6 protein-coding genes are annotated in these 5,654 nt (G+C 61.1%); 3 read left to right on the forward strand and 3 right to left on the reverse strand.

Going from position 1 to position 5,654, the window contains the following annotated elements; genetic code table 11:
• From tsaB to ppc, 3 genes are all read right to left on the reverse strand, one after another.
• Positions 1 to 368: tRNA (adenosine(37)-N6)-threonylcarbamoyltransferase complex dimerization subunit type 1 TsaB (tsaB, locus tag OQK_RS31040; protein WP_038860608.1), on the reverse strand; the 368-nt coding region annotated here is incomplete at its 3' end.
• 95 nt (positions 369 to 463) lie between these two features.
• Entirely contained in the window at positions 464 to 1,114 is a 651-nt protein-coding gene (adk, locus tag OQK_RS05600) for an adenylate kinase (protein ID WP_016771498.1), read from the reverse strand.
• A 300-nt stretch (positions 1,115 to 1,414) separates the two neighbouring features.
• The gene (ppc, locus tag OQK_RS05605) at positions 1,415 to 4,045 is read right to left on the reverse strand and encodes a phosphoenolpyruvate carboxylase (protein ID WP_016771499.1); all 2,631 of its coding nucleotides are present in this window, start codon (positions 4,043 to 4,045) and stop codon (positions 1,415 to 1,417) included.
• Between the two features lie 213 nt (positions 4,046 to 4,258).
• Between ppc and OQK_RS05610 the strand changes: the two genes are divergently transcribed.
• The 3 genes from OQK_RS05610 to OQK_RS05620 form a co-directional block, all read left to right on the forward strand.
• The gene (locus tag OQK_RS05610; protein ID WP_016771500.1) at positions 4,259 to 4,603 is read left to right on the forward strand and encodes a hypothetical protein; all 345 of its coding nucleotides are present in this window, start codon (positions 4,259 to 4,261) and stop codon (positions 4,601 to 4,603) included.
• Between the two features lie 367 nt (positions 4,604 to 4,970).
• On the forward strand, positions 4,971 to 5,375 hold the full coding sequence (locus OQK_RS05615) for a DUF4398 domain-containing protein (protein WP_016771501.1): 405 nt from the start codon (positions 4,971 to 4,973) through the stop codon (positions 5,373 to 5,375).
• Between the two features lie 55 nt (positions 5,376 to 5,430).
• Positions 5,431 to 5,654: DUF4398 domain-containing protein (locus tag OQK_RS05620; protein ID WP_038860610.1), on the forward strand; the 224-nt coding region annotated here is incomplete at its 3' end.

The following is a 5,654-nucleotide window of genomic DNA, read 5'->3' on the forward strand; positions in this document are numbered from 1 at the left end:
ACTTCATCCATCCGCGCATCAATGGCGGCCGCCACCTGGCTTGCGCTGTGCTCGCGAAAGGCACGCTGCGCCAGCACGGCAAGGTTGGATACCGGCAATACCGGACGATCCAGAGCAAAGGCCAAACCCTGCACCACACCGATGGCAATGCGCACACCGGTGAACGCGCCCGGGCCACGGCCGAAGGCAATCGCGTCGACAGCTTGCAACGTGGTGCCCGCATCGGCGAGCAATTGCTGAATCATCGGCAGCAGCTTCTGCGCATGCAGACGCGGGATCACCTCGTAATGGCTCGTGACCTTGCCGTCATGCAGCAAGGCAACGGAGCAAGCTTCAGTCGCGGTGTCCAGGGCCAGCAAGGTGCTCATCGATGTTTCCAAAACAGGGGTGGGGAAAAAAGTGCGTCAGTATAAACAACTACGGCCCGCAAGCGGGCCGTGGATGATGCAGCCGATCAGACTTTTCAGCTCAGCGCAGCCAGCACCTTGGCGGTGATCGCATCAACCGAACCAACGCCCGGAATGTGGCTGTACTTCGGCTTGCCGGCGTTTTTGGCGGACAGGCTCTGATAGAACTCCACCAAAGGCTTGGTCTGCGAATGGTAGACCGACAGGCGATGACGCACGGTTTCTTCGGTGTCGTCCTTGCGCTGCACCAGCTCTTCGCCGGTGATGTCGTCCTTGCCAGCCAGTTTCGGCGGGTTGTAGACGATGTGGTAAACGCGGCCGCTGGCTTCGTGAACACGGCGACCGGCGATGCGCTGGACGATTTCTTCGTCTTCAACAGCGATCTCGACCACGGCATCCAACTCGACACCGGCAGTGACCAGTGCTTCAGCCTGCGGAATGGTGCGCGGGAAGCCATCGAACAGGAAACCGTTGGCACAATCAGGTTGAGCGATGCGGTCCTTGACCAGCGCGATGATCAGGTCATCCGACACCAGGCCGCCGGCATCCATGATGCTCTTGGCTTGCACGCCCAGTGGAGTGCCAGCCTTGACCGCAGCACGCAGCATGTCGCCGGTGGAGATTTGCGGAATGCCGAATTTCTCGGTGATGAACTTTGCCTGAGTACCTTTACCGGCCCCGGGAGCTCCCAGCAGAATGACGCGCATCGATGTGCTCCTCAATTTTTTATATAAAAGCTTTACAAAACAAAGGATTCGCTCGTAACCGGCGGATCCTGAAAATACGGGTCGTGGCCGCACAAACGGCCAAAGGCTGATCAAGATACACAGCAGGCTGCGCCCACACAAGACGCCAAAAGTCGGAGAAACCGACGCCCGCCGTGACCTTGCGACGCGGTAACCCAAGTCGCAACCCCATCAATAACTGTCGCTTCGCGGCACTTTCCTACGGCAGGAGAAGCGGCATCCGACCCTTGTCGCGAATGCCGCCTGAGGTGATCAGCAACCTTAGCCGGTATTGCGCAATCCGGCGGCAATCCCCGCTACAGACACCAGCAGCGCCTGTTCCACCGGGCTGCCCTGCTCGACATCCTGCTGCCGCGAACGCGCCAACAGTTCCGCCTGCAATAGATGCAGCGGGTCGAGATACGTATTACGCAAGCGGATGAATTCGAGGGTGTCCGGGCTGTGCGCCAGCAGCTGCGACTGCCCGGTCAGACCGAGCACGACGGTGCATGCCTGCGACAATAGGTCGCGTAACTGCGCGCCCAATGGCAGCAGATCAGCCTCGACCAAACGTTCGTCGTAGGACTGCGCAATATCCGCATCGGCCTTGGCCAGGACCATTTCCAGCATGTCGATACGAGTGCGGAAGAACGGCCACTGTTCGCGCATCTGCCCGAGCAACTCGCCCTCGCCGCGCTCCAGCGCCTTGCTCAGCGCCGTCTCCCAGCCCAGCCAGGCCGGCAGCATCAATCGGGTTTGGGTCCAGCCGAAAATCCACGGAATTGCCCGCAGGCTTTCGATACCGCCGGCACGGCGTTTGGCCGGGCGACTGCCGAGCGGCAACCGTCCGAGCTCCTGCTCCGGGGTCGATTGACGGAAGTACTCAACGAATTGCGGATTTTCCCGCACCACCTGGCGGTAAGCGCTGACACCGTCCGCCGCCAATTCGTCCATCAGATGGCGCCATTCCGGAGTCGGCGGCGGCGGTGGCAACAAGGTCGCCTCGAGCACGGCGGCCAGATACAGATTGAGGTTTTGCTCGGCGATGTCCGGCAGGCCGAATTTGAAACGAATCATTTCGCCCTGTTCGGTGGTGCGGAAACGCCCGGCCACCGAACCCGGTGGTTGCGACAGAATCGCCGCGTGCGCCGGACCGCCGCCACGGCCAACGGTGCCGCCGCGACCGTGGAACAGCAGTAGTTCGACTTGCTGCTCACGGCAGATTTCCACCAGTCGTTCCTGCGCGCGATATTGCGCCCACGCCGCAGCGGTGGTGCCGGCGTCCTTGGCCGAGTCGGAATAGCCGATCATCACTTCCTGCGGGCCATGCAAACGCGCGCGATAGCCCGGCAACAGCAGCAGACGTTCCATCACCGGCCCGGCGTTGTCGAGGTCGGCGAGGGTTTCGAACAGCGGCACCACGCGCATGGGCCGCAGAACGCCGGATTCCTTGAGCAGCAGTTGCACCGCGAGCACGTCGGAAGCGGCGCCGGCCATGGAGATCACGTAGGAGCCCAGCGACGCAGCGGGCGCGGCGGCGATTTCCTTGCAGGTGTTGAGCACTTCGGCGGTATCCGCCGATGGTTTGAAATGCGCGGGCAGCAACGGTCGACGGTTGCTCAGCTCCTCGGTGAGGAAGTTGATGCGCTGTTCTTCATCCCAATCTTCGTAGCGGCCGAGGCCGAGGTAATCGGTGATTTCGGTCATTGCCGAGCTGTGCCGCGTCGAATCCTGACGCACATCGAGGCGCACCAGGAACAGGCCGAACGTCACCGCCCGACGCAGGCAGTCGAGCAACGGCCCGTCGGCGATGACGCCCATGCCGCACTCGTGCAGCGAGTTGAAACACAACTGCAAAGGCTCGAGCAGGTCGCGATTATCGTGCAGCACATCGGCGGTGGCCGGGGTCGGCGCGGTCAACGCGGCATGCGCCCAGTTGCGTGTGGCGCGCAGGCGTTCGCGCAGTTGCTTGAGCACCGCGCGATACGGTTCGGCACTGTCGCCGGCCTTGGCCGTCAGCGCGTCGCTGGCCTGCTGCATCGACAGTTCGGCAGCAAGGTGATCGACATCGCGCAGATACAAGTCAGCGGCCATCCAGCGCGCCAGCAGCAAGACTTCGCGAGTGACGGCGGCGGTGACATTGGGGTTGCCGTCACGGTCGCCACCCATCCATGAGGCGAAGCGGATCGGCGCGGCTTCCAGCGGCAAGCGCAGACCCGTGGCGGCGAACAGCGCCTGATCGGCCTTGCGCATATGGTTGGGGATCGCCTGCCACAACGAATGCTCGATCACCGCAAAGCCCCATTTGGCTTCATCGACCGGCGTCGGGCGGGTGCGGCGGATTTCTTCGGTGTGCCAGGCTTCGGCGATCAGCCGTTGCAGTTTGCTCTGGATCTGCTCGCGCTCGGCGCTGGTCAGGTCGCGATGGTCCTGCGCGGCCAGTTGCGCGGCGATCGCGTCGTACTTCTGGATCAACGTGCGTCGCGCCACTTCGGTCGGGTGCGCGGTCAGCACCAGTTCGATTTCCAGCCGCGCCAGTTGCCGGGCCAGAGATTCGGCGCTGTGCCCTTCGCTGCGCAGGCGCGCGAGCAGTTCCGGCAACACCCGCGACTCGAACGGCGCCGGTTGCGACTCCTCGCGGCGATGGATCAGCTGATACTGCTCGGCAATGTTGGCCAGGTTGAGAAACTGATTGAACGCCCGCGCGACCGGGAGCAATTCGTCTTCGCTCAATTGATTGAGGCTGGCGCTCAGTTCAGCGTCCATCGAGCCGCGCCGGTCGGCCTTGGCGCCTTTGCGAATCTGCTCGATCTTGTCGAGGAACGCCTCGCCGTACTGGTCTCGAATGGTGTTGCCCAACAGCTCTCCGAGCAGGTGAACATCTTCGCGCAAGCGTGCATCAATATCGGTCATCAGCAGTTCTCCAGCGGTAATCGGGGACAGCGCAGAAACGAATGCTTTGCCAGAGAGTGCCGCTCTGCGCCGCTTCTTACAAGCAGGCGACGAATTGACTTTAAACCTTGCCGGCGAAAGCTAGTCTCAACAGTAAGCCGTACGACGGCCCGCCGCCGGCGCTGCCGGACACTCACCCAGGCCTGCCATCAGCAGGCGCTAAATGAGGTCATCATGAAAATTCGTGAACTCGCCCAGCATTGGGAAGAAAACGCCAAAGGTCGCCTGACCGACACCGGCTACACGATTCATCTGGACGTCGAGGCCGCCGCGCGCCTGGCGGCAATTGCCGAGATGTATCCCAAACGTCATCCCGAGGAACTGCTCGGCGAACTGATCGGCGCCGCGCTTGAGGAGTTCGAAGCGAGCCTGCCGTATGTGAAGGGTTCGACGGTGGTGGCGACTGATGAGGAAGGTGATCCGTTGTATGAGGATGTCGGCCCGACGCCGCGTTTTCTGGCGTTGTCGCGGCGGCATCTGCATGATTTGTCCTCGGCTGAGAACAAGCAGAAGCACTGATTCCTGACACCGAGAAAAATGTGGGAGCGGGCTTGCCCGCGATGGCGGCAGTTCAGTCAAAAATGTGCTGAGCATGATGGCCTCATCGCTGGCAAGCCAGCTCCCACAGGGTACTGATCACCCCCTGATATCACCTTAAAACTCACCCGCGCGTACAGCTCCAAAGCCCCAAAGTTCCCGTCCCAGAGCCTTGTCCAAACGGTCAATTTAATTTTTGGCGATAGGCCATCTTTTCTGAACTTTTCAAAAATGCCGCCGGTCGGAACAGGTAACCACGCCTGGAACGAGCGTTTCAATTCGCGTCTACAAGCGATGCTTTCGCCTCCTCTGCCAGGATGGATTCAGTTGTATTTTCAGGAGATGCCTAATGGAGTTGAAGACCATGAAAACCCAAACCTCGTTTTCCCACCTGCGCGGTCTGAAACTGGCCGCTCTGGCCATCGGCACCAGCTTCGTACTGGCCGGTTGCGCCGGTAATCCTCCGACCGAGCAGTACGCCGTCACTCAATCGGCCGTCAACAGCGCCGTTAGCGCTGGCGGTACCGAGTTCGCTGCGGTGGAAATGAAGCAGGCTCAGGACAAACTGAAACAAGCTGAAATCGCCATGCACGACAAGAAGTATGACGAGGCCCGTCGCCTGTCCGAACAGGCTGAATGGGACGCTCGCGTCGCTGAACGCAAGGCTCAGGCCGCCAAGGCCGAACAGGCTTTGAAGGATTCCCAGAAAGGTGTTCAGGAACTGCGTCAGGAAAGCCAGCGCACTGTGCAGTAAGCGCGCATCCCGACCGCAAAGCTGAAACTCTTACCGATAGAAAGGACGACAAATTATGCGTAAGCAACTGATGATTCCCGCTCTTCTGGCCGCAAGCGTTGCACTGGCTGCCTGCTCCACCCCGCCTAACCCGAACCTGGAACAGGCGCGCACCAACTACGCCGGCCTGCAGGCCAACCCACAGGCGAGCAAAGTCGCGGCACTGGAAACCAAAGACGCCAGCGATTACCTGGACAAGGCCGACAAGGCTTATCTGGACAAGGAAGACGCCGCCAAGGT

It is taken from the genome of Pseudomonas sp. R62 (genome assembly GCF_000257605.1).
Taxonomy (GTDB): Bacteria; Pseudomonadota; Gammaproteobacteria; order Pseudomonadales; family Pseudomonadaceae; genus Aquipseudomonas; species Aquipseudomonas atacamensis.